This window comes from Staphylococcus sp. FSL W8-1207, assembly GCF_038003745.1.
GTDB classification, from domain to species: Bacteria; Bacillota; Bacilli; order Staphylococcales; family Staphylococcaceae; genus Staphylococcus; species Staphylococcus equorum.
In genome coordinates this window covers 68,600-90,416 of sequence record NZ_JBBOPU010000001.1, presented here as the reverse complement: position 1 = coordinate 90,416, position 21,817 = coordinate 68,600, and the positions used below count along the sequence as shown (strand labels likewise).

Here is a 21,817-nt window from a genome sequence, read left to right as displayed (position 1 = left end):
TCAAATTAAAATATCTCATTAATTATTATACAAAATAATATTATTTCTCTCATTCTCGTTTTCAAAAAACATTCAGTGGTAGAAGAAAGTATATGGAGGTGTCATAATTGAACAAATTATTTATTAATAATGAATTTATCGAAAGTAAATCAACTGACACAGCAGACGTAATCAACCCTGCTACGGAAGAAATAATAGATACAATTTCATTCGCAACAGAATCCGAAGTTAATGATGCAGTAGAAAAATCAAAACACGCCCAGTTAGAATGGGAAAAAGTACCTGAACCTACGCGTGCTGATCATGTAAAATTATTAATTCCATTATTAGAACAGAATAAAGATACATTGGCAGAACTATACGTTAAAGAACAAGGTAAAACACTTGCTTCAGCTAAGGGTGAAATTGATAAAGCGATTCAGTTCATCGATTATATGACTAGTTTAAGCATGAGTAACAAAGGTGAAGTTTTACAAAATAGTCGTGAAAACGAAACTATTTTACTTACGAAAAAACCTGTTGGTGTTACTGCTGGCATCGTTCCTTGGAATGCGCCAATTATGGTATTAATGAGAAAAGTCATACCAGCTATCGTTACTGGCTGTTCGGTAGTGATTAAGCCAAGTGAAGCAACTTCTTTAATTACACTTAAACTTGCAGAACTTATTCGTGAATCTACAATACCTGCTGGTCTTGTACAAATTCTACCAGGTAAAGGCGAAACAGTTGGCACTCAATTGGCACAACATCCGGACATTCAATTAATCTCTCTTACTGGTAGTATGCGTGCAGGTAAATCTGTATACGCTGAAAGTGCTAGTACAGTTAAAAAGGTTAATTTAGAGCTTGGTGGTAATGCACCTGCGCTCGTCACTTCAAACGCTAATTTAGATAAAGCTGTTGACTATATCGTTACAGCAAGAGTAAACAATGCTGGTCAAGTGTGTACATGTCCAGAACGTATTTTTGTACACGAAGCGATTCACGATACATTTATCAATAAATTAAAAGGTAAGATGGAACAACTTAAAGTTGGTGATCCATTCAATAAAGACACGGACTATGGTGCTATTATTAATCAACAACAGCTTGATAGCATTGATGACAAAGTACAAGATGCTGTGAAAAATGGTGCTGACTTAATTACAGGCGGACATAAAGTTGATGGCGCCGGCTATTTTTATGAACCAACTATTTTAGATAAAGTTAATCCTCAAGATAGTGCATTTAAAGAAGAAATTTTTGGTCCTGTCATACCGATTGTGACATATAATGAATTTGAAGATGCTATTGAACAAGCAAACGATACTAATGCCGGATTATCGTCATTTATCTTTTCTGAAGATTTAAAAGAAATAATGACTGCTACAGAGCGACTTAAATTTGGCGAAGTTTATGCTAACTGTGAAGCTGAAGAAGTTGTAAATGGTTTCCATGCCGGTTGGAGAGAATCTGGTATAGGTGGCGCTGATGGCATTCATGGACTTGATGAATATTATAATACCACTGTATCTTATATAAGATACGACTAGACACATCAGTCACAGACTTGAATAATAACAGTAAAAAGCCACGAAGAAATGTGCTAAAACAGCATTCTTTCGTGGCTTTTTGACTTTGGCTTTTTAATCGTTCAAAGCTTTATCCAATGATTTTATGTTTTCTTTCATCAATGATTGATATGATATGTTTTCTTTATCCGCTTCGGATTTGGACAAGGTTGCCATATTATGGAAACCTAATGGTGTCGTATCAGATTCTTTCTGAATGACATCCGTTACTTTAGAAGAAATATTTTGTTCATATAAAACGTAAGGTTGTCCTGTTGCTTTAATGTTTTTAACAATATCCATCAAATCTCTTTGACTTGGTTCTTCATTATTCATACCGCTAACACCCACTTGTTCAAAACCATATCTGTTAGCTAAATAACCGATAGAATCATGCGAAATAACTACTTTATCACGTTTCGTATCTTTAGTAATTGCTTTCATTTGCTCATCAATATCTTCAATATCTTTAACTAATTTTTGATAATTTTTGTCATAATAATCTTGGTGTTTAGGATCTTTTTTCGTTAAATCATCTCTGATTTCTTTCGCAAATATTTTGTTCATTTCTGGATCAAGCCACACATGAGGGTCATTCTTGCCATGTTCATGACCTTCGTGTTCGTCTTCATGTTCATGGCTATGCTCTGCTTCCTCGTGTTCGTGCGCTGTTTCCTCATGTTTATGATTAGCGTTAAAATCGTCTTCACTCAAATTTTTTGCTAAGGGCAATTTTAAATTATCATTATTGATAGAACGTGTAATTGTTTTTGCGACTGGATCCATAGCTTCACTGGAATAAACAAATAAATCACCTTTGGCAATATTAATCATTTCTTTTTGCGTAGGCTCAAATGAGTGCATATCAGCACCGGGCGGGTAAATAGATTCTGCTTCAACATATTTACCACCGATTTGTTCGGTAAAACTTTTGAATGCAAATGCAGTCGTATATATTTTAAGTTTATTTTTAGAACTGACGTCTTGTTTTTCTTCTTTATTAATATCCCCGCATGCACTGAGTAACACAGCGCATACACATGTCAGTATCAACAGTATACTTTTTTTCAAAAAATTGCCCCTCCAAATCGAAATTGTTCCGTTAAAACTATAAACTTATTTCACATATTTTTCAATGGTTTTCGCTTAATCATTATATATTTCCTTACTTAACTTTATCACTTCTATGTTAATTCATACTGTAAATTGTTTAACATTTGGTAAAACGTGATATTTAGTAAGTAATACATTTATAATAGGAGTGATAAAATGGCTGATATTAAACAAGGTACGAATAAATTTTACATTGGTGATGATGAAAATAACCCACAAGCGCAAATTACTTTTAAACAACAAGGTGATAATCAAATTGATATCGATCACACTGGTGTTCCAGAAGAATTTGGTGGACAAGGTATTGGTTCAAAATTAGTTAAATCTGTTGTAGATTATGCACGTGAGAATAATTTAAAAGTAACTGCATCTTGTCCTTTTGCTGAAGCAGTAATTGAAAAGAATTCAGATTATCAAGATGTTTACGTAGGTTAAGCTTTAAAATTTTAAATTAGATATTTCACAATAGCTAGCTGAAATTTAACTTAATTTGTTTCAAGTTCTTAAAGAACTACTTCCTCATTTATGGAGATGACTAGTTCTTACGCAAGAGCTTTAGTTCTTGTATTCTTTTTTCAGTCATCCTTGTAGGCCGGGCGTATGGAATCAAATTTGATTTCATACGCCCGCCCTCTTTTATCCATTTTGTAGTAAATACATATTATGATATATACCATGTTGCGCAATCAATTGATCATGGGTCCCTCTTTCTACGATTTCCCCACGATTTAATACAAGGATTTGATCCGCATCTTGTATTGTGGATAATCTATGTGCAATTGCTAAAGTTGTGCGACCTTTTCGCATTTCATTTAATGATTTTTGTATTTGCTCTTCTGTTGCTGAATCTATATTTGCAGTTGCTTCATCTAAAATTAATACTTTGGGATTCGTAGCAATTGTTCTCGCGAATGCAATTAATTGTCTTTCACCGCTTGAAAAAGCACTCCCTTTTTCTATTACTTTATGATTATATTGCTCAGGCAATTTCTCAATAAAATGATTAGCATGTACAAATGCTGCTGCAGCCTTCACTTGTTCAAACGTCATCGTAGGATGATATAACTTAATATTAGAGGCGATTGTACCGTAAAATATAAATGCATCTTGTAAAACTAAACCTATTTTCTCTTTTAATTCAGCTTTAGGTATAGTCTTAAGTGAATTGCCATCGACTTCAATGTCACCTCGGTTAAATTCATAAAAACGCATAAACAAGTTAACGATGGAACTCTTTCCAGAACCCGTATGGCCAACCAATGCTACCATCTCACCAGGATTGGCAGTAAAAGTGATATCTTTCAGTACATCTGTTTCACCATCATAACTAAAACTAACATGTTTAAATGCAATTTTCCCATCCTCAATTTTGTGTGTATTGGTTTCATGCTGTTGTGGTTCATAAGTGTCATCATCAATAAGTGCAAATACTCTGCTAGCTGATACAAGTGCTTGTTGTAAGATATTTAAATTCTGACTCACTTGATTAATAGGTTCAAAGAAACGTTCCATATATTGTACAAACGCAAATACAACACCCGCCGTGATGCCAGTAGTAAAACTAATAACACCAAAATAACCAAGAATCATGACCACTGCAAAAACAGATATAGAACTGATAGCAGGACGTAATAATAAACTATCAAGTTTTACTGTTTTCAGCATATAGTCATAATGTTCATCATTAATCTTGTTAAATTCTTTATTTAATCGTTGCTCTTGATTAAACGCTTGAATAATTCTCATACCTTCAATTGATTCTGCTAATTTAGAATTCAAATCAGATAATCTTTGTCTCGTTTTAGTAAAAAGAAAGGCAGAATATTTTCTATACGTCGCTAATATTATAAAAATAATAGGTAAAAACACAAGTGCAATTAATGCTAATTTTACGTCCAAAATAAACATCATAATGTAACTTGCAATCATCATAAAAAATGCCATGATAAAAGTTGAAAACACACCAATGATCATATCCACGATTGTTTCTGTATCATTCGTCAATCTTGATACAATACTGCCTCCAGGAACTTTATCGAAATACTTCATTCCTAATTTACCTAATTTATTAAAAGCGTCAATACGTAATTGTTGAATTACCTTAAAAGCTAAATATTGGAACATATACTGACTAAAATAAAGGGTGATAGCACCTATAATTTGTATACCTAAAAATATAACAATCAACCAAATCATCGTATCTTTTGGAAAATGGCGTGGCGTTAAATAATCATCAATAAATACCTTGACCATATACGGTGTCATCATACTTGCCACAGTGGATAAAATAAGCATGATAAAGGCTAATGTAATCGTACCTTTATAGGGTAACGTATATTTAAACAACCGAATTAATGCACTTCCTTGGTCCTTTGCAGTTAAGTTAGTACGTTCAGTCATTTTCATCGCCCCCTTTCGTAAGATGATCTAAGTTACGTGATAACTTATCTTGTAAAGCTTGGGCTTGATACGTTTCATAATACCAACCTTTTTTCTCTATGAGTGAGTTATGAGTACCACTTTCAACGATTGTCCCTTCATCCAATACAATGATGAAGTCTGCATGTTTTACAGCGCTCATGCGATGTGCAGTAATGATATTGGTTTTACCATTTCTCACACTTTCTAAATTAGCTAAAATAGCTTCTTCCGTTTGCGCATCCACAGCTGACAATGAATCATCCAAGATAAGAACTTCTGGGTCTACTAACAATGCTCGTGCGATTGACACACGTTGCTTTTGACCACCAGATAAAGAAACACCCCGTTCACCAACTACAGTATGATAACTATTGGGGAAAGCCATAATATCGTCATGAATATGACTTAAGCGACTCGCTTCATAAATACTGTCATCATCAATCTCCTCATTACTAAATGCAATATTATTACGTATCGTTGTGGAGAATAAAAAATGTTCTTGTGGCACATAGCCAAATTGAGCTCTTAAATGCTTCACATTATAATCACGTATTGGATGGCCACCGTAAGTGATATCTTGCGGTCTTTTAGTATCAAATTCTCTCAATAGCAAACGTATTAATGCACTTTTCCCAGAACCTGTACGTCCTACAATTCCAAGTGTCGATCCCTGCTTAACTGAAAAATGCATATCATATAGTCCTTGTTCATCATTACCCGTGAAATTAAACTGTTCTATATTAAATATAATGTTACCCGTTGGAGGACCATCGATTTTATAAGTGGTTTCTATATCGTTCGGTAAGTTTTCAATTTCATCAATACGCTCATAAGACGCTTTGGCTCTCTGCACAATATTAAAAAATAAACCTAGCGCTAATAATGGCCATACGAGCATGCCTAAATATGTAGTAAAAGTAATAAGTTGTCCTAGCGTAATCTCATTTTGAAATACCATTTGTGCACCAAATGCAATCGCTAAAAAATAGCTAGTACCAATTACCAAAGTTATCGTAGGATCAAATAAAGCATCTATTTTCGATACTTTTAAATTTTTAGCTACAACATCATCACTGAGTGCTTTAAAATCTGCTTGGTCACTTGATTCATAACCAAATGTTTTAGTCACTTTAATACCTGCAACACTTTCCTGCGTTTTATCATTCAATTTACTAAACGCAGCTTGTGCTTTTTTAAATCCTTTGCTTAAAAGTGATCCATAGTAACTCGTTAATAACACCATAAAAGGTAAGGGAATAAGCGCAATTAATGTTAGTTTCCAACTTACCGTCGTAGCCATAGTAATTACAACGGTACCTCCACTAATTAACGAATCAGCAATCATTAGAATACCCGCACCTGCAGCATTTTGTACTGCTCTTATATCGTTAGTTGCATGCGCCATTAAATCGCCTGTACGTCTGTTTTGGAAAAATATCGCGCTCATAGCCGTGTATTTTTCATACAAATAGGTTCTCAAAGTCTGCCCTAGCTTTTGACTCGTTCCAAAAATGGATAATCTCCATACATATCTTAAAACATACGTTAATATCGCTACAATAGTTAGGATAATAAGGTAGATTGTTAATAATTCGGGTGTTAGCTTATTTGTCGTCATTTGGTCTATTGTCTTACCTATGATTTGAGGTGGTACGATTTCAATTAATGCGATTAATAGCAACGTAAATAAACCAACAATATAACTCTTTTTTTGTTGTTTAAAAAACCATCCTAATTTCCAAAATACTTTCAAATCCTCACCTCCAAAATCATGTTAATTACACTTTCTCTATAGTTTACCACAAGTTTACATAGGTAAATATATCAATATTTTTACACTACAAGTCACTAAAAGACATATAAAAATACCGGCAATGAAAATCACTGCCGGCATAAATACAATACATTTTAGTTTGAGTTTTTTCGCTGTTGTTCTTGAAATTCGTAAAACACTTGGAACAACATAATTAACATTGCTGGGTGATACGTTTCACCTTCAATATATACGTCATGACGTGACGCTAATTTAAAGCGCTCAGACTTTGTTTGCATTAATTCATTATGTCCATCTGTCACTTTTACACTTCTAGAAAAAAGTCCTGATTGAAATTTTAATGTATCACCTTTATTACCCTCAAAAAGCAACGTAGGTTTAAAGCCTATTTTCGAACGAAAAACACCTATTGGATTGTCGTTTTTTTCTACTTGCCATACTGTTTTAAATGGTGTTTTAAACGCCCCACTTATAGTTTTTTCCTGAAGAATACGATACGTATCTTTGCCATCTGTGATCTCAAAGTTTTGTTTGCTATTGCCAAACATTGCAAAAGCCTCTTGTGTTGATGAAGTATAAAATAATTGTAACTTAAATACCGCTTCATCCTTATCATTAAACACATCAATTGCTGATTTGGAAGAACTGAAAAAATTTTCTTTAAAATAATAATGTGCCATTTTCAAAACTCCTATCCGTTAACTTTTTTCATTTAACCTTAATATACCACATGATGAAATTCAAACTATAAATCGCTTTGAAATTCTATTTGTACATTCGAGCAAATTGTGTTGACTTATAAAATAAGATACTCTAAACTCAAACTTGTAACAATAACAAATACAAGTAATGATAAGGAGCTTTATTATGACTTTTCACGATAATACATCAATCCAAGTAACGAATATCACTTTAAATGTTGAAAACCTATCAACAATGATTAAATTTTATAAACAAATTTTAGGTTTAACCGTCAATACTGAAACTCAAAAGGACGTCATATTTAATATAGGCAACCATGGTCACACTTTAACTTTACACGAAATCACTGATGGACGTCGCCCTTCTATGAAAGAAGCGGGTCTATTCCATATCGCCCTACTATTACCATCTAGAATAGATTTAGCTAACTTCTTATATCACGCATCAAGTTTAGGCGTTCAAGTTGGTGGAGGTGACCACCTTGTCAGTGAAGCGTTATACCTTTCAGATCCTGAAGGCAACGGGATTGAAATCTATGATGACCGCTCAAAAAACGAATGGTCATGGAACGGCAATAAAGTAAAAATGGATACACTGCAAGTCGATGTTAATGACCTTGTTGCACAACGTACAGAAACAGGTTGGCAAGGTATGCCTGACGATGCCAAAATAGGACATTTACATTTAAAAACTGCAGACTTAGAACAAGCGCGTCATTATTATATTGATCAATTGGGATTAGAACATATTTCCGATTACCCACAAGCGCTATTTATGTCTACCAATCAATACCACCACCATATCGCAGCAAACGTATGGCAATCCAACACGGTACGTCAAGATAACGACACAAGTTTAGGTTTATCACATGTTGATATATACAAACCTAGTGCAACTTCTGAACAATTTATCGGACCAGAAGGTTTTGAAATTGCAATACACAGCGACGCTTCACTTGTGGCTGATAAAAATAAATAACTACTGGTAACTTTTCGAATAAAGTATATAAAGAAACCTCCAAAGCTTCTACAAAAAGTAGGTAGTTTGGAGGTTTTGTTTATTATACAAATTCAAATATTTATTATAACCATTCTACAACATCTGCTTGAGGCTGGCGTACTTTGTCTTTAGATTCTGTTTCTCTATAACCAAAAGCTGCCATTACGGAAGGTGCAAAGTGTTCTTTATCTGCAATACCTTCTTCAGCTAAAAATTGAGTGACTGCATCCAAATCAAAACCTTCTATAGGACAAGAATCAATGTTTAACAATGCTGCACTCGTCATCATATTTCCAAGTGCAATATATGTTTGTTTCTTAGCCCATTCTAACAATGTTTGTTCAGTTTCATTAATATGAAAACTCGTTTGGAAATTTTCGAATTTTTCTTCTGTTGCTGGAATACTTTCTTCACTATACTTTTTAATATCACGTATCATATGTTGAACGAATGGTGATTTCGCTGTAACATTTTTGCGTGCTAAGATTAAGACAAAATGACTTGCTGTATCTAGCTGGCCTTTTGCACCCCAACTAATTTCTTTCAATTTGCTTCTAATCTCACTATTTTGAATCACAACAAATTTCCATGGCTCTAATCCGAGTGAGCTTGGTGAAAGTCTGCCCGCTTCTAAAATAGTATTAAAATCACTGTCTTCTATTTTTTTACTTGCGTCAAAACGTTTCGTTGCATGTCTAAAATTAAACGCATCTAAGATCGTTTGCTGCATTTGTGTCATAACCTGAGTGACCTACCTTTCAAATCAATTATATATATCAGTATAGCTACTTTCTAATTCTTATTGAAATAATATGTTTATATAATAGCGGCGGCTAATATAAGCGATTAAGACTGTGCCCTAGGCAAGCGAGTATGAAATTTATATAGCACTATCTAAATTATGTCTGTAAAAAAGAAACAAAAAACTGCCAACAAAGTTACGATTTTGTCGACAGTTTAAGCGTAATGCACATATATACAGCAAAGTTAAAGATTTCTGTCCCGCTTTCCTATATATTTAATTCAGTGCGCTTAATACTTTTTCTTCAATTACAGTTAACACACCTTGTTCATCATTCGTAGGTGCAATGTGATTTGCTACTTCAAATAATGTTTTATCTTCACTATTTTTCATAACATAACTATGTGTTGCAAGCTCTAACATATCTAAGTCATTATTGGCGTCACCAAATGCCATCAAGCTATCAGGACTTAATTCCCATTTCTTTAATAAACGATGCAATGCCTGGCCTTTAGTCATTCCAGGTATAATAAGATCGATACTGTCTCGACCACTTGATACAAGCTTTAAATCTTCAGTAAAGTTTTCACTTAAGTCTTCATCTAGCGTTGGGTGTGATTTTCTATCAATATTCAATGCTATTTTCACATATTCATCATCTGGTAAATCTTGAAATGACTCAATTTCTTTCAATTGACGATAATAAAAATGCGCTTCTTTTTTAAACGCTTCTGTATTATCTTTTAGTATATAGGCACTACGTAATCCACAAACAATCAGATTATCAATGCCACGCTCAATGTTTAAATAGTCAATTACTTTTTGATAAAAGCTTCTATCAAATGCTTCATAGTCATATAAAGTATCCCCTTCATATATAACCGCCCCATTTTCAGCTACAAACAACATATCACGTTGTCCGAAAATAGATTTTAATTTAGCATATTGGTTACCACTTGCTGCAATAAACTTAATGTCATGTGCTTTGAGCTGTTGAAAAATTTGTTCAAATCTTTTTTCATCGTAACCTTTTTTGGAATCTAAAAATGTTCCATCCATATCAACCGCAATTGCTTTTATCATAATATCCCCTCAAATCTTCCTATTTATGTATATCTTTACATTATATCGACTATACAGTGTGATTCAAAGTAAATTCATCATATATTGTAATTTAATTATTAATATTAAAGGCTCACTGTCTTATTAAAAAATCATTTTTAAGTAATTTAATTTTATATTTTTTCCTATAGCTTAAATAATGGAAAATAAATACAAAAACTGCCGAAAAATTTAATACTTTTTCGACAGTCTATATACTTCCAACGTACTGATTTTTGCTTTTATTTCAAGCTATATTATGTCTTTAACAGTTATTTTAATTAAGTTAAGTAGTTGTATGATGCTGCTTAACTTTTATGTTTTTTAACATGCACTTTAGAAATATAATTAGATTTTTCTTTAATGTCATAAATCGTTAAGCCTTTAATATCTTTCTTCTCACCTGGGACAATAATACTCACAATATAAGAGAAGATAAAAGCAACTACAAATGAAATAATTGAAACAAAGAATGGTGAGTTTCCTCCACCTACGCCATTAAAGATATAAGCAATAATGATTCCCAAAATTAGTCCTACAATTACGCCAAATGTATTTGTACGTTTTGTAAATATACCAACTGCAAATACACCTGCTAATGGTACGCCTACAAGGCCTGTAACTAATAAGAATAAATCCCATAAATCATTGGAATCTGCTGCAATAAGATAGAGCGACATTCCAAAACCAAATAAACCAGCTAAAATAATCATCCATCTTGCAAAAGCGACTTCGCTTTTTTCTTCACCTTTGCCGAAAAATCTATGTTTAATATCAACAGATAAACAAGCAGAAATTGAATTTAAGCTTGATGAAATCGTTGACTGTGCGGCTGCAAAAATAGCAGCAATTAATATTCCAGCAACAAACGGCGGCATTTCAGTAAGTATAAAATACGGTACGATTGATGACGTATTAAAGCCTTCTGGTAAAGTACTTTCATGGCTATAGAATGAATAAAGCATTGTACCCATACCATAAAATAATGGTGCAGAAATTAACGCTAAAGCACCATTCATCCACAATGCTTTTTTCGTTTCTTTCATTGAATCTGACGCTTGGTAACGTTGTACCACGTCTTGACTCGCAGTATATTGATGTAAATTATTAAATATATTACCTAAGAAAATAATAGGAATTGCTGCAGCTGCCGAATTTAATTTCCAGTTATCTACACTAATAATTTTCTTATTTTCCATTGCATCTGATATAAGTGTGCCCATACCATCTTGTAAGTGTGATACACCTAGTATGATAATTGCTGCGGCACCGCCTAATAAGATGACCCCTTGAATAAAGTCACTCCATACTACACCTTCAAAGCCCCCTAAGAAGGTATATAAGATACAAAGTATCCCAACGAGACTCGCAACCACATAAGGATTCATATCAGATACTGCTGTGATTGCCAATGTAGGTAAATAAATTACAATTGCAACTCTACCTATATGAAATAACACAAACAGTAATGAACCTATGACACGGACACTCGGCCCAAATCGTGCTTCTAAATACTCGTATGCAGAAGTAACATTTAACTTTTTGAAAAACGGTACATAAAAATAAATTAACAGTGGAATAATAGCTACAATTGCAATATTACCAGCAATATAAGACCAGTCAGTTAGAAATGCTTTTTCTGGCGTAGACATAAACGTGATCGCACTTAAAGTGGTTGCATAAATAGAAAAACCTACTGCCCAAGACGGCAAACGTCCACTTGCTGTGAAGAAGCTATCTGTATTTTGACTTGCGCGTTTGGTAAAGTATGCACCAATTAATAACATAATCAATAAATAAGCGATAACTGCTACCCAGTTCCATGTACCAAAACCTACCTGTTGCATTTACTTCATCCCCTTGTGTGATGTTTTATAAATTATAGTTTTTGATTAATGTTTCCAATTTACTTCTATTACTTTCATCAAATGGTTTGAATGGGCGCTTAGGTTGGCCACCATCAATACCACGCGTTGCTAGAATTTCTTTTAATGTTGAATAGATACCCATGGATAATACATTTTCAATAATGTCATTTGTATCGTGTTGAATTTGATAAGCTTCATCAATTTCACCATTTTGAGCTTTTTCAAAAATTTGTCTAGCGCGCTTACCATTCACATTATAAGTTGATCCAATTGCGCCATCTACCCCAGATATTGCAGCTTGGACTAACATTTCATCAAAGCCAGAAAGAATTAATTTGTTTGGATATGCTTTACGTATACGCTCGAGCAAGAAGAAGTTTGGTGCAGTGTATTTCACACCGATTACTTTTTCATGTTCAAAAAGTTCGCCAAATTGCTCTATTGATATATTCACACCTGTTAAATCAGGAATAGCATATATAATGAGATTGTTTTGAGTTGCTTCAATTAATTCAAAATAATAATCTTTAATTTCTTCAAATGAGAAAGGATAGTAAAATGGCGTAACTGCTGAAATTGCATCATAGCCCAATTCTGTAGCATATTTCCCCAATTCAATCGCTTCATTTAAATCTAAAGAACCGACTTGTGCAATCATCTTCACGTCATCATTTACTGCTTCTTTAGCAAGTTTGAAGATTTGTTTTTTCTGTTCTTTATTTATTAAAAAGTTTTCTCCAGAACTACCATTTACATATAATCCGTCTAAACCTTCTGTTTCAATTGCATTTTTAGCAATCTGTTTTAATCCTTCTTCTTTCACTTGACCTTGTTCATCAAACGGTACTAACAACGCTGCATATAAACCTTTTAAGTTCTCTTCCATGTGATAACCCTCCATCTATTTTTCTTAAGTTATTATTATAAAAAATGTATATAACCTTTTATGATCTATATATCATCTTCCATAGATTTCTATTTACATCTCAAATTGTAAACGCTACCATAAATAGTGGCAATAGCTTTTTGAAAAGTTTCATCATTTATTACGATATTTTATGAAAATGATTTTCAAATGTAGTTATAACTACACATTTAAATATAAAGATGATACATATAATAAGAAGATGTTACAGGAGGCATGGCATATGGAAAATTATAAAGTCGCAATTGATATCGGAGGAACAGCAATTAAGGCGGCTGTTTTAGACGAAGATTTAAGTTTTATAGATTATCACAAAGTTTCTACACCGGACAATATTAATCATCTTATCGTTGATACTGTATACGCATTAGTTGAACGTTTTCAAAAAGAATACAATCTTAATCCCTTACAAGTAGGCATATCTAGTGCTGGTGTTGTTGATGAAGAAAATGGCATCGTTGTCTACACTGGACCAACGATACCTAATTATAATGGCACAAATTTTCACCATTTACTAGCACCACTGAATGCACAAGTACAAGTCTTTAATGATGTGAATGCCGCCTTACTCGGTGAACTTAGTCTTCACCAATATGAAGTGGATAATATATTTTGTCTTACACTAGGTACTGGGATTGGCGGCGCTTTTTATAACGATACGCTACAGTTATACAATGGAGAACGTAATAGAGCAAATGAAATAGGTTATTTATTATATAACGCGGAAGAGAATAAAACATTTGAACAACGTGCCTCAACTTCCGCACTAAAATCTTTAATGTTATCTCGTGCGTTTCCCTATGAAGAGGATGTACCTAAACTATTTGAATTAGCTGAGCAAGGAGACACGTTGGCACTATCTATTCTTAATCAATGGAGTCAAGCTGTTGCCGAAGGTATTGCACAAATTCAAATCATCTATGATCCTGGTTTAATTCTTATCGGTGGCGGCATATCTTCCCAAGACCAGCAATTACTCAAATATATCACACCAAAAATAGAAAGGTTCTTACCTCCACAATATGGTCATGCAGCCATACAAACTACACGTACACAAAATCATGCTTCACTGTTTGGTGCAATTTCTAAATTTTAAAAATAACCTGTGAAATCCTGCGTTTTCTTTAATTTGAACGACTATATGTCATTCAGTAAATATGAGAAAAGTCACGCACTCCATTTCGCAGGTTATCTGTTGTTATCATTCATTTAAAATCACTTTTTTAGTTTGTTGATAAACATTATTCATATATTTATCATCTAACAATAAATAACTGACAATATCTATTAAGAAAAGCGTCGCTATTTGTGTATTAATAAATTGTGTATCATTAATTCTAGATTGATCCGTTGTAATTAATACCAAATCTGCGCATTGCGTTAAAAGACTTCCTTCATAATTTGTAATAACTACCACATAAGCACCTCGTTCATGTGCAATTTCTGCAGCAGCAATTAACTCTGTAGTCTCACCGCTATTTGAAATAGCTACAAAAGTATCCGAAGCTGTTAATAATGACGCAAATATTTTCATTTGATGCGCATCTGTAGAAACGCTCCCCTTCAGTCCCATACGCATCATGCGATAGTAAAATTCAGTTGCAGATAAACCTGAACTACCGAGCCCAGCATAAATAATTTGACGGCTACGATTAATTTGATTTACAAAACTCTGAATTTTTTCATCAGATATAAACTCTCCTGTTTGTTGAATAATATCTTGATGATACTTATGGATACGTTGAATCAGGGGGCTGTTCTCAATAACTCTGTCCGTCATTTCTTGTTGTAAATTAAATTTCAAATCTTGAAAGTTGTCATAATTCAATTTATTACTAAAGCGTGTAATGGTCGCTGGTGATGTTTTAATAGCATACGCTAGCGAATTAATTGTGGAAAATGTATCATCAAAATCATTATTTTGAATGTAATCAAGAATTTGTTTATCAGTTTTTGTAAATAAATGATGATAACGTTGAATACGATTTTCAAATTTCATAAAATTCACCCTTTCAAAATAAATAATAATTAAAGTATATATGAAAATGTTTTTCATAACAACGAAAACTATTGATTATTATTTTCTTGATGTTATATTAAAATTACTAAGTCGATACAAATTATTTTTTATATTAAATCTACTAAAGTTATGGAGTGTAATATTATGTTACCACAAGGATTAATTGTTTCATGCCAAGCTTTATCTGATGAGCCTTTACACTCATCATTTATCATGTCAAAAATGGCTCTAGCTGCATACGAAGGTGGCGCAGTTGGCATTAGAGCAAATTCTAAAGAAGATATCATTGCTATCAAAAAAGAAGTTAACCTACCAATCATCGGTATCGTTAAACGTGATTACGATAATTCAGACGTTTTCATTACAGCAACAAGTCAAGAAATTAATGAATTAATTGAAAGTAAATGTGAAGTAATTGCCTTAGATGCTACAAAACAACAACGTCCCAAAGAATCATTACAAGAACTTGTTTCATATATACGACAAGCAGCACCAAATATTGAAATTATGGCTGATATTTCAACGCTTGAAGAAGCGCAATACGCGGACGAATTAGGTTTCGATTATGTAGGCACTACATTACGTGGCTATACCTCTTATACTAAAGGACATATTTTATATGAAAATAATTTCCAATTTCTTAAAGATGTTTTAGCAAATGTTAATGCTAAAGTTATTGCTGAAGGTAATGTCATCACCCCTGAAATGTTCAAAGCAGTTACTGATCTCGGTGTACATTGTACTGTCGTTGGCGGAGCAATTACGCGTCCAAAAGAAATAACAAAACGTTTTATCGACGTTATCGATCAATAATATAAAAGACCGTTATCAAGCGATTATTGCAAGCTCATGCTTGCCGTTAAACTACACTCTTGTTCAATCACAGTAGTTTAATACAATCGTCTCGATACGGTCTTTTTTCAATTACTAATATCATTTAAGTCGCTTCAGCTACAAATATTTTACGGTCTTCCCACTCACCTGTTTGTTCATTATAGCTATCACAAGTAATTAAAGTTAATTGCTGTTTATCTAATTGTTGTTCTTCTAGAACTTCAACATCTTCAGGCTTCACGTCAAATATTTTAGTGATTTTATATGTTTTTTCCTCATTACCAGTTTTAAAATAGACACTGCTTCCTTTTTTTGCTTTTGGCAAGTTAGAAAATTGATAGGTCGATGAACCTGTGAACGTATGACCAGCAATTGCAATGTTTTGATCTTCTAATGACTCATCTGCTTCAGCAAAACTCACACCTCTTTCAAGTTGAGCTGGTGTCGCTGGTCCAGGATAAACTGGTGTTTTTATATCTGCATCTGGCACGGATATATAGCCTGCCATTTCTGATTTATCATTTGGTATTTCAACATGCTTTTGTTGGTTCTTGTTATGTTGTTTATCGAAAGTTTCAACTTTTTCCTCGTTCTCTTTCTCAGTAAAATAATTATCAATATGTGGCTTGGCAAAGATATAAATAGCTGCCAATATAAGCAATACTCCAATAAGTGAAATGAGTCGGCTCCCCCATTTTTTCATGCTTTATAACTCCTTTATTAGCTTTAATTATTATAGAATTCTACATAAGTATAGCACAACGCATAATAGGCTATACATTCTTTTCTTAAGGTATTGTCTATTATATAATCTAAGATGTTAACTTTCATAACAATAAATTGCGTATTCATCATATTAGGTGTTAAATATAAATAAATGATTTTCTAACTACACTTATGAATTATTTTCACAAAAACTCACTGAAAGGATGATATATTATGATACGTAACGCAGTTCAATCCGACTTACCTAATATATTAGACATCTATAACGATGCTATACTCAATACTACAGCAGTTTATACATATAATCCCCAAACCCTAGAATCACGAGAAGCTTGGTTCGAAAAAAAGGCCGACAATAATGAACCTATCATCGTATATGAAGAGCAAGGAGAAGCAATCGGTTTTGCTACTTATGGTTCATTTCGAGATTGGCCTGCCTATCAATACTCAATTGAACATTCTATTTACGTTAATAAACACCATAGAGGTAAAGGTATTGCTTCTCAATTACTCTCAGAAATCATTGAACAGGCACACAGCAATGGCTATAAAACATTAGTTGCTGGTATTGATGCTACAAATGATTATAGTATTTATTTACATAAAAAATTTAACTTTACGCATTCAGGTACCATACATAAGGTAGGTTATAAATTTGATAAGTGGCTTGATTTAGCCTTTTATCAATTAGATTTAAGTACTATACCATTGAAATAAGACTATACACTTCAAATATTTGTCTTCGACAACGTCATATACGAAATTTAACATATCGATTTTGATTGAAAAGTTACAGTAATTTAGGCCGACTCCTGACTAGTTAAAAAGGCATAAGCTAAAGACTACAGACATTTTTTGCCTGCATAAAAATATGTCGACAAAGTCGTGAACTTTGTCGACACTCTGAACAGCCCTAAAATTGAGGGCTGTTTTATTATATTTATTTATTCATTTCTAACCACTTTGCCATTTCATTTAAATTATTCACTGTAATGGTCGGCGACTGTCCATTATCATCATATTGTTCTCCTTTACGATTTACCCATACGGTATCAAAACCAAAATTAGCTGCTCCCGTTACATCCCAAGAGTTTGAAGACACAAACAAAATATCTTCTCTAGTCATTTTATAATATTCTAATATTAACGCATAGCTCGCAGGACTTGGCTTATATTGCTTAATCTCATCTACACTAATCACAGTATTTATATAGTCACTGATTTTTGAATTGTCGACTAACGGCATTAACATACTATCATTGCCATTAGAAAGTATACCAATATCGAAACCTTTTCCATTCAAACTAGAAAGTACACGTGGAATTTCATTAAAATAATTTAAATCTAAAAAGGCATCAAATAATTGATTTATGTCGTCCCTATTATACTGAATTTTATGTTCATCCAGTACATAGCGTAAAGCATCTTTAGTTAAATCATCAAATGGAATATAGCGCTGCATAATTTGTCTTAAAAACATATGGTTTAATTGCGTTTTTCGCCATAGTTTTGAAATTGATGCTGCTAATTCATCATCAAATTGAGTCATATCATTTTCTAAGGATGACATATCAAAGATTGTTCCATACACATCAAAGATAATAGCTTTATACATATTGAACCTCCCCTTCTTGATAAAACTAAACTACTTACTCTTTAGCACAATATTGGCATGTTAAACAGTTTTGACCTAAGATTTAAACTTAATTTATTAAATTCTTGCTTTTTCTTATGCAACATTTATATTGTTCGCTATAACTTGACTGCTTATCACTTTTATAAAGTTTTGGTAAATTTATACATATTACTATTACTTTTTGTTTAATCGGTTATAGAGAAATAAGAGAGGAGCTTGGTGACTATGAAAAAAATACTTTTGTCTGATATATTAAATCTTTTTGTTATAGCTTTAATCTACATGGTCTTTATCACGTTAATACTGTTCTCCCTTGATTTGTTTGAAATCCAAACAACTGGCTCCATATTTTTGGAAAAACTTAGCTCTATAACCATCTTTCAAATCTTCAGAAATACTTTATTTAATGGCTTATTTACTTTGTTTTTATTTATTACCTATTCAATTTTAATTTTCAAATCTATAGACTTATATGCTAACCAAAAATGATTCTACTAAAAATTATTTCTCTCTCATTATTAAGTGCTAACTTATGTTAATTTCAAGAAAGTTAAGCCATTTTAACAAACCTACTTTGCATTGTGCAAATTTTTATTATTTATGCATTTTATATTGTAAGACTACATTGTTAGTTATATAATATTTATAGAGAATGTGTTTGCGTTTTATATAAAGGCCCATCATCGTGCCGTTTATTATCATAGTTATATTCCATTCCCAGAATTAAACTTTATGCACCCGTTTTAATAAAGCGTATCAACATGATTCTCAGCAAATGAGCATATACTTCAATATGGCCCATTGCAAGAGATCTAAAATCACTTTCAGGCTGTGGTTTTAGATCTTCTTGTATTGTTCACTGTTCCCTTTATTATCCTTCTAAATAAATCATAAGGTTAGCACGTCATCCTTATTTTTAAGTGCAACAAACTCCTTCTTTTTCATTATTTACTACTTTCTCTCACTTTAATTTAAAACAGAAGTATTTGTATCATCATTTTTATGTTTATTGCATATATTTAGCTTATGTTTAAAAATTATATACAAATCCATTTATTTGTAACTAACCTCAAATTTTCACGTTCTAAATGAAGTATCTTATTTATTAATTTAAAGCCCAATAAATTTAATGAATTCCAATTCTCCATTAAGAAATCATTTGTCTGAACGACTAATTATTTCTTTAAGATATCCATTTATTAATCTTGTTTGATATTTGAACATTTTTTCATGTCACAGTTGTACAATAACGTTATTACTATAAAGCAATCGGTTTATATTTAGGCAAAGGTGATATTTGTGATAAGTTCTTTATCTATTAGAAGTCATTACACAACTGAATTAACACGCTGTATAAATAAGGTTATTATACTTCTTCCGTTAGGTAAGCCATGTAAAATTAATTTGAATGGCTCAATTATGACGATAGAAAATGGCGTTATAATTAACAATGCTGATTTATATCAAATGATTGATGTTCAAGATCTTCTTGAACTAGATATCCCATTACCTTTATTTATTGAAAAAGATGCATGTTTATCGCATTCATTTTTTGACTTTAATCAAATACGTTATGTAGAGCAATTCAAAAATTTAATTTTACAAAAGCTCCAAAATAATGCTCAAGACAAAAATGTAATGAATTACTATATTTCTAATATAATCGAGTTTTTACTAAAAGAAGCAAAAGTGACATTACAATATAATTATTTACCACCTCTATACACAAAGCACCCACTAGTTTATCGCCTAACACAATATATCCATAAAAATATCTATGACACTTTAACTACTAAGCAAGTATCCAAAACATTTTTCATTTCACAATCCTATATCTCTATTTTATTCTCAAAAATATTAACTATGAATTTCAAACAATATATAAGTTCATTGAAAATTGCTTTATCAGTCTTTGATTTAATACAGGATAGTAAAGCGATTCACGATGTAGCAACAAAATATAAGTTCATGAATGTGAGTACTTATTCAAAACATTTCAAACATTATATTGGTGTACCTCCTAAAAGGTATATTTATCAATTTAGAAAAGGGTATTTCAACGATCCTTATCAAATAGCAATCAACGAACCTAATTTATCCAAATATTTTTCGGATATTCATTATTATTCTCGCAATCAAACAGAAATACCATATACTTTAAATCTGGCTGACCTATCTTTTAATCAACGCTTCCATGATACTTTTATGGTTATTCGGATAGATAATTTACAAGACTTATTAAAATTTAATTACAATGCTATACAAAATAATATTTATTCCAACTTCTCTAAAGTAAACTTTTTAATTAAAAATACAGACTTTGTGTACTTAAATGATTTAGATACTCAACAGTTATTTGAAACAATTAAATATTTAATTACTCAAGGATATGATTTAACATTTAAAATTACAACTTTAAATTTAATGCAAACATTTGATTATCATGTACTTAAAGTATTGAAAGAAACGCTTAATACTAAAAATTGCTTAGAGCAAATAACTCTATTATTTGAACTTGAAATCAGTTCTATTAAAGATATGCAATGCCTCATCAAAAGATTAAATCACCAATTTCCTTTGTTAAAAACAGGAATCGTTATAGATTCTTTTATTGAATATGGTCATAACCTCACTCACATCATTAAGAAAATTAATGCATTACAAGTAGATTATTTTTACATTAACCATGACTTGATTACATTTGGAAACTTAATTTCAAAAAAATCAACTTATTCTAAATCAGAAAATACTTTAAAACAAAATATAGCGCTGTTCCTTCATAAAATGGGGATAAAACATTCAAAAAAATTAATTTTCGCTAAAATAACCCACAATGCATTAAAAGCTTATTTCAATAATGAGACTGATGCTACCCATATATTATTGTCTGAATTATTGATTGAACTAAATCAATACATCGCTGGCTTTGGCTATGCCTATTATACAGATGATAAAGAGCACTTTATGCTTATCAATCACCATCAAAGCGTAATGCCTATCGTTCATGTTTATAGTTTATTAAAGCCTTTTCTCAATAATCAAGTTGCATTGCTTTCTTATGGAATAATAGCTAAAACAAAAAACCATTATCATTTTTTATTGTTTAATAATCAAAGCAATCAGACTCATAAATACGTAGAGGTCAATATTAACCATAATTTCTCCAACGATTTCCCTGTATTTACGCGTCTACTTAACCGTGACCATGGTATGGTTTCACAATTGGTACCTCACAAGCTCAACCAGAAATATATTAATCCTGCAATACTGAAACAAATAAATAATACCAACTATCCATTAGCAAAATTAAATATGCATGCTCATAAAGAACCTATGGTATTAACAGTTTCTAATTCTTCACTTTTGTATTTCATGATTCCCATAAAATAATTATATTGTAAAAAAA

General features: G+C 32.1%; 18 protein-coding genes. 7 read left to right on the top strand and 11 right to left on the bottom strand.

Annotation, left to right across the window (positions count from 1 at the left end):
* Nucleotides 1-107 precede the first annotated feature (107 nt).
* Entirely contained in the window at nt 108-1,532 is a 1,425-nt protein-coding gene (aldA, locus tag NSR03_RS00395; protein WP_002511527.1) for an aldehyde dehydrogenase, read from the top strand.
* 93 nt (nt 1,533-1,625) lie between these two features.
* Here aldA and NSR03_RS00390 read toward each other — a convergent pair whose 3' ends face one another.
* A complete protein-coding gene (locus tag NSR03_RS00390) occupies nt 1,626-2,621 on the bottom strand; it encodes a metal ABC transporter solute-binding protein, Zn/Mn family (RefSeq protein WP_046465964.1) in 996 nt (331 codons plus the stop codon).
* Nucleotides 2,622-2,819: 198 nt separating this feature from the next.
* On the opposite strand from NSR03_RS00390, the gene NSR03_RS00385 reads away from it, so the two are divergent.
* Nucleotides 2,820-3,098 (top strand): GNAT family N-acetyltransferase, encoded by a 279-nt coding sequence (locus tag NSR03_RS00385; RefSeq protein WP_002506693.1) that lies wholly within the window; start codon nt 2,820-2,822, stop codon nt 3,096-3,098.
* Nucleotides 3,099-3,299: 201 nt separating this feature from the next.
* Here NSR03_RS00385 and NSR03_RS00380 read toward each other — a convergent pair whose 3' ends face one another.
* The 3 genes from NSR03_RS00380 to NSR03_RS00370 all read right to left on the bottom strand — a co-directional run bounded on the left by NSR03_RS00380 (nt 3,300) and on the right by NSR03_RS00370 (nt 7,538).
* Nucleotides 3,300-5,063 carry an ABC transporter ATP-binding protein gene (locus tag NSR03_RS00380; RefSeq protein ID WP_069813398.1) on the bottom strand — a complete coding sequence of 588 codons (1,764 nt, stop codon included), beginning with the start codon at nt 5,061-5,063 and terminating at the stop codon, nt 3,300-3,302.
* Nucleotides 5,056-6,837 carry an ABC transporter ATP-binding protein gene (locus NSR03_RS00375; protein WP_069813400.1) on the bottom strand — a complete coding sequence of 594 codons (1,782 nt, stop codon included), beginning with the start codon at nt 6,835-6,837 and terminating at the stop codon, nt 5,056-5,058. Before NSR03_RS00375 ends, NSR03_RS00380 begins: the two co-directional genes overlap by 8 nt.
* A 155-nt stretch (nt 6,838-6,992) precedes the next feature.
* The gene (locus NSR03_RS00370) at nt 6,993-7,538 is read right to left on the bottom strand and encodes a tubby C-terminal domain-like protein (RefSeq protein ID WP_021338594.1); all 546 of its coding nucleotides are present in this window, start codon (nt 7,536-7,538) and stop codon (nt 6,993-6,995) included.
* 187 nt (nt 7,539-7,725) lie between these two features.
* On the opposite strand from NSR03_RS00370, the gene NSR03_RS00365 reads away from it, so the two are divergent.
* Nucleotides 7,726-8,538, top strand: a complete 813-nt coding sequence (locus tag NSR03_RS00365; RefSeq protein ID WP_069813402.1) for a VOC family protein — start codon at nt 7,726-7,728, stop codon at nt 8,536-8,538.
* A gap of 103 nt (nt 8,539-8,641) precedes the next feature.
* On the opposite strand, the gene NSR03_RS00360 is transcribed toward NSR03_RS00365, so the two are convergent.
* From NSR03_RS00360 to NSR03_RS00345, 4 genes are all read right to left on the bottom strand, one after another.
* Nucleotides 8,642-9,298: an NAD(P)H-dependent oxidoreductase gene (locus tag NSR03_RS00360; protein WP_069813403.1), complete on the bottom strand. Its 657-nt coding sequence runs from the start codon at nt 9,296-9,298 to the stop codon at nt 8,642-8,644.
* Between the two features lie 279 nt (nt 9,299-9,577).
* Nucleotides 9,578-10,384 (bottom strand): Cof-type HAD-IIB family hydrolase, encoded by an 807-nt coding sequence (locus tag NSR03_RS00355; protein ID WP_021338596.1) that lies wholly within the window; start codon nt 10,382-10,384, stop codon nt 9,578-9,580.
* A gap of 326 nt (nt 10,385-10,710) precedes the next feature.
* Nucleotides 10,711-12,249: a sodium:solute symporter gene (locus tag NSR03_RS00350; protein ID WP_046465968.1), complete on the bottom strand. Its 1,539-nt coding sequence runs from the start codon at nt 12,247-12,249 to the stop codon at nt 10,711-10,713.
* Between the two features lie 25 nt (nt 12,250-12,274).
* Nucleotides 12,275-13,156: an N-acetylneuraminate lyase gene (locus tag NSR03_RS00345; RefSeq protein ID WP_002506684.1), complete on the bottom strand. Its 882-nt coding sequence runs from the start codon at nt 13,154-13,156 to the stop codon at nt 12,275-12,277.
* Between the two features lie 262 nt (nt 13,157-13,418).
* Here NSR03_RS00345 and NSR03_RS00340 point away from each other — a divergent pair, with 262 nt between their 5' ends.
* The gene (locus NSR03_RS00340; RefSeq protein WP_021338598.1) at nt 13,419-14,291 is read left to right on the top strand and encodes an ROK family protein; all 873 of its coding nucleotides are present in this window, start codon (nt 13,419-13,421) and stop codon (nt 14,289-14,291) included.
* Between the two features lie 105 nt (nt 14,292-14,396).
* Here NSR03_RS00340 and NSR03_RS00335 read toward each other — a convergent pair whose 3' ends face one another.
* The gene (locus NSR03_RS00335; protein ID WP_069813405.1) at nt 14,397-15,194 is read right to left on the bottom strand and encodes a MurR/RpiR family transcriptional regulator; all 798 of its coding nucleotides are present in this window, start codon (nt 15,192-15,194) and stop codon (nt 14,397-14,399) included.
* 165 nt (nt 15,195-15,359) lie between these two features.
* Between NSR03_RS00335 and NSR03_RS00330 the strand changes: the two genes are divergently transcribed.
* Entirely contained in the window at nt 15,360-16,028 is a 669-nt protein-coding gene (locus tag NSR03_RS00330) for an N-acetylmannosamine-6-phosphate 2-epimerase (protein ID WP_002506681.1), read from the top strand.
* Between the two features lie 124 nt (nt 16,029-16,152).
* On the opposite strand, the gene srtA is transcribed toward NSR03_RS00330, so the two are convergent.
* Entirely contained in the window at nt 16,153-16,752 is a 600-nt protein-coding gene (gene srtA, locus NSR03_RS00325) for a class A sortase SrtA (RefSeq protein WP_069813407.1), read from the bottom strand.
* A 236-nt stretch (nt 16,753-16,988) separates the two neighbouring features.
* Between srtA and NSR03_RS00320 the strand changes: the two genes are divergently transcribed.
* A complete protein-coding gene (locus NSR03_RS00320; protein ID WP_021338601.1) occupies nt 16,989-17,492 on the top strand; it encodes a GNAT family N-acetyltransferase in 504 nt (167 codons plus the stop codon).
* A gap of 223 nt (nt 17,493-17,715) precedes the next feature.
* Here NSR03_RS00320 and NSR03_RS00315 read toward each other — a convergent pair whose 3' ends face one another.
* Nucleotides 17,716-18,390, bottom strand: coding sequence for a haloacid dehalogenase type II (locus NSR03_RS00315; RefSeq protein ID WP_021338602.1), 675 nt, complete (start codon nt 18,388-18,390; stop codon nt 17,716-17,718).
* Nucleotides 18,391-19,830: 1,440 nt separating this feature from the next.
* Between NSR03_RS00315 and NSR03_RS00310 the strand changes: the two genes are divergently transcribed.
* Complete coding sequence (locus NSR03_RS00310) at nt 19,831-21,801, top strand: helix-turn-helix domain-containing protein (protein WP_226957252.1); 1,971 nt, start codon at nt 19,831-19,833, stop codon at nt 21,799-21,801.
* Nucleotides 21,802-21,817 lie beyond the last annotated feature (16 nt).